At 38.3% G+C, this 3,537-nt stretch carries 5 protein-coding genes; all 5 read right to left on the bottom strand.

The window, feature by feature from the left end; all coding sequences use genetic code 11:
* Positions 1-48: 48 nt before the first annotated feature.
* Positions 49-252, bottom strand: a complete 204-nt coding sequence (locus JHC30_05865; GenBank protein MCI4463676.1) for a hypothetical protein — start codon at positions 250-252, stop codon at positions 49-51.
* Positions 234-731 carry a hypothetical protein gene (locus JHC30_05870; protein ID MCI4463677.1) on the bottom strand — a complete coding sequence of 166 codons (498 nt, stop codon included), beginning with the start codon at positions 729-731 and terminating at the stop codon, positions 234-236. The genes JHC30_05865 and JHC30_05870 overlap by 19 nt, the downstream gene beginning before the upstream one ends.
* Before the next feature lie 9 nt (positions 732-740).
* Positions 741-1,307 carry an HNH endonuclease gene (locus tag JHC30_05875; GenBank protein ID MCI4463678.1) on the bottom strand — a complete coding sequence of 189 codons (567 nt, stop codon included), beginning with the start codon at positions 1,305-1,307 and terminating at the stop codon, positions 741-743.
* Between the two features lie 12 nt (positions 1,308-1,319).
* Positions 1,320-3,182, bottom strand: coding sequence for a hypothetical protein (locus JHC30_05880; GenBank protein ID MCI4463679.1), 1,863 nt, complete (start codon positions 3,180-3,182; stop codon positions 1,320-1,322).
* Between the two features lie 13 nt (positions 3,183-3,195).
* A partial coding sequence (locus tag JHC30_05885; protein ID MCI4463680.1) for a hypothetical protein occupies positions 3,196-3,537 on the bottom strand: 342 nt, incomplete at its 5' end.

Genomic DNA, 3,537 nt, shown 5'->3' on the forward strand with positions numbered 1-3,537 from the left:
AGAATAACAACAAGTATTGTTAAGAAAAAGACATAGTATTTAAGCACTTCACACCTCCTTCGGTAAGACATTTATTGTAAACTTAATACCTGTCGGATTATTAGGTGTTGGCGTTGAGAGAGTGGCGGACACATCAAGATAGCAGTTATACTTTTCCAAAGCCTCGTTTATTTCTTGTATGCACTTACTCACTCTTTCAGCCTTTTCTTGCTCTAAAATCTTTTTAGCCTCATCTATTTTATTCTCCTCCAAGTTCCCACCTCCTCATTTTTCTGTCTCCAAGTAGCAGTAAGTTTTTTAACTCTATTCCAAAATGTTGGCACAGCAATAAAGATTGTTTGCCCTATAATAGAGCATTGCAAAGCCTTTTGGATAGATATAAAAGATGTTATTTGTGTCTTGCCACTTAAAACAGATGAAAGAGTATATTGTTTTGTTAGGTTGCTTATAAAAGTTGTGCTTGTTGAAATAACAGCATTTAAGAATTGTTTGCCCGCAATAACTAAATCTGATATAAAAGATGTTGACGATTGAACGATTGCTATTAAACTTTTTCGTATACCAAGCAACGGAGATATTTGTGTTGCACTATTGATAGTGGAACTTAAACTCTTTATAAAACTAATTAGTGCGGAGATTGTAGAGGAACTATTGATGTATGATTGAAGGAGTTGGATTACCCCACGAGGTGTATCGTATTTTATTGTGTCAAAAGGTGCTGTATCAAACATTCATATCACCTATGAACTTGATATCGTTTCAAGGAACTCTTCTAATTGTTCCTTCGTATTGTTTGTAAATCCATACTTTTTGTGAAATTCTTTATGGCAATATTTACATAATGTTATCCCATTATCTATTGCAAATCGTAGTTCTGGGAAGTCTGCAAAGTTATTTATATGGTGAGCCTCCAAATCTCCACCTTTTTGCCCACATTTCTGACAAGTAAAATTATCTCGTTCAAAAACTGCCTTACGCCACAATCTCATTTCTAAACTATGCCTAATTTGCAAGTTTTCTGGTGTAATTCCGCCTTTCCATCTCCAATTATTTTCTCCTTTATGCAAAGGAGGTTTTATGCCTTTCTCTTTTAATGCTTTGCTGATGTTAGGTCTTTTTTTACCTAACATTTTTGCCCTTAGTTCTTCTTTTTGCTCTTCTGTCAAACGAGTGCCTTTACGTGATGGAGGCTTAATGCCTTTTTCTTTAAGAATTTTACTTATTTTAGGGTTGGGTATTCCCTTTTTACTCTTGCTAACTTTATTTTTCCATTCTTGATATTTAGTTGGGTCTTTAGGTGCTGGCATATTAACTCTCCATTACGAACTCGAGATAACTTCCCAACTGCTTCCGTTATAAACTTTTAGTTTCTTTGCCGACGAGTCATAATACACCGTTCCAGCAGATGGAGAACTTGGTGCAGAAGTCGGAGTATAGACCGTCGCTCCGCCGTATAGTATTATGTTCCCCGTAGTCATATCAATAACCTTTCCTGAACCTTCTACGCCAGAAGCGTTTGAAAAAGAGGCGTCTAATATTATAAGAGAAGCACCACTATCTATGTAATACTTATTGAGTGTAGAACAACTTAATTCATAAAAAGCAGAAATTCGGATTGTAGACCCATTTATCCCTTTTATTACAGCAGAACCAGAACCGCCAGAGTTATTATACGATACGAACCCAAAGATACTAACCTGTGAGTTATTGCAATCAATAAGTCCTGTGTAGCCGGGAATACCCGTATTTTGTTCTGCACCACAGCCGACCATAGAGATACCTTGACAAGTATTAAAAACATATGGATTTGCACCATTCCCATTATCAACAGCACAATTTATCAAGGTAGAGTACCCTATTTGTAGGTTAAATCCAGCACTTGTTATATTGGCGGCGTAACAATCTACCAAATTCCAAGTCGTCCCGCCTTTTATATAAAACCCAACATTTGATTGATTGCACTGCACATTCTCCAATGCGTTCATAAAACCATTCGTAGAGTAAAAAGCATTATTGCAAGACTGAATATATAGATGTCTGAATGTGTTATGAAAACTATTTCCATTTGAGCCTGTAATAGATATGCCATTTCCCGTGCCTACTGAATCGTGATATAAGACAAGATTCTCTATCGTGATATACATTACAGACGAGCCTATTGCAATAATATCTTTTGAATTATCGGTATTGTGAATTTTAACTTGCAAAGGCTTTCCAATTAAAGAGCAAACTCCATGTGGAGAACCTATATTTATTGAGTTTGTAGTTTTATATACACTTTTTGTAAAAACAACTTTCCCAAGTCCGCTATCTATCGCCTGTTGAATTGGTATCGTATCGTCGTGTGTATCATCTCCTACTGCACCCCACCACTCTGGATAACCTTCCTCAACATTTGCAAAACCTGTTATTGTTCCACTGCCTGCAAATATTTGCCACGCTCCTGCTTCAATTTGTCCGTTAAAAGTTATGGTGACGCCAGAATTTATTATCCATTGTCCCCCTCGTTCAAACTTAACTTTGATATTTTGTGGAACGGTAAAGTTCTTATTACAGGTTTGAGGGCTTGATACTATAAGCGTTGCATTGTTTGTTCCGATATCGGCAATAGCGTCTGCTGGGTCAGAGTAATGATTACAGAAAACAATATTTGTAAGGCTTGCTGGGTCTTGGACGACTTTCCCATTTGCGTCCAAAGAAGCGTATCCATTCGCCACTCCCTTGTTTGCCACTTTTTCAAAAGAGTTTGATATCCAACCATCTGCTATTGTGCCATTGCTCCCAGACATTACGATTGCGTTTGCTGTCGGATTTGAAGTCGCATTTGCTGGATTTTGAACCACTTTTCCATTAGCGTCTAATGTTGCAAGCCCATTAGGTTGCCCAGCCGTATTACAAAAGTTTTGAAGTTCTTGTATATGCCTTGCAATAATTCTTAATTCTACACGAGTTCCAGAAGTATGTGAAGCCGCAGTCGTTCCATCATAGCCTCTTGCTAAAGATGAAAAAGTATCGCCACTTCTTGAACCGACTAAAATTCTTTCATCATCTATCGTGACGACGAAATTCCCCGCTGGGAACAAATCACCATCACCTGTTGTAATTGTAAGAGAAGTATCGGTTGCCGAGATGTCTGTTGTTAATTTACTTACTGCCCTATTAGCAACTTGTAAGAAAGCCATACATTACTCCTTTTTAATCCTCCGTAAAAGTTAATGCCCCAACAGCAAATTGTGCAGTATCTCCACTTTGAACCGTCCTTGCTGTTGTCAAGTTAGCCCAGAATAAAAGGTTGCCATTTGTTGCGGCGTCGTAAATTCCAACAGCGACAATCGTCCCCCAATCAGCAGTTGCTGTTGGAAATATAATTGCTGTTCCATTTGATTTTTGCCCATTGGTGGCTGGTGGAAAGTTGGTTGAGTTATTAGCAACAGCAACCCTTGCATAGCCACCCCCGCTGACTTCTGTTCCACCACCAGCGTCAGTTGGAGCAACGGTAAAGAGTGCAATATATACGGTTGCTGGCGGGGTGTATGT

The sequence above is a fragment of the Caldisericum sp. genome (genome assembly GCA_022759145.1).
Lineage (GTDB): Bacteria > Caldisericota > Caldisericia > Caldisericales > Caldisericaceae > Caldisericum.

What these genes read in the sequence shown, in the direction of transcription:
- JHC30_05870 (MCI4463677.1), bottom strand. Translation starts at nt 731, where the DNA reads ATGTTTGATACAGCACCTTTTGACACAATAAAATACGATACACCTCGT.
- JHC30_05875 (MCI4463678.1), bottom strand. Translation starts at nt 1,307, where the DNA reads ATGCCAGCACCTAAAGACCCAACTAAATATCAAGAATGGAAAAATAAA.
- JHC30_05880 (MCI4463679.1), bottom strand. Translation starts at nt 3,182, where the DNA reads ATGGCTTTCTTACAAGTTGCTAATAGGGCAGTAAGTAAATTAACAACA.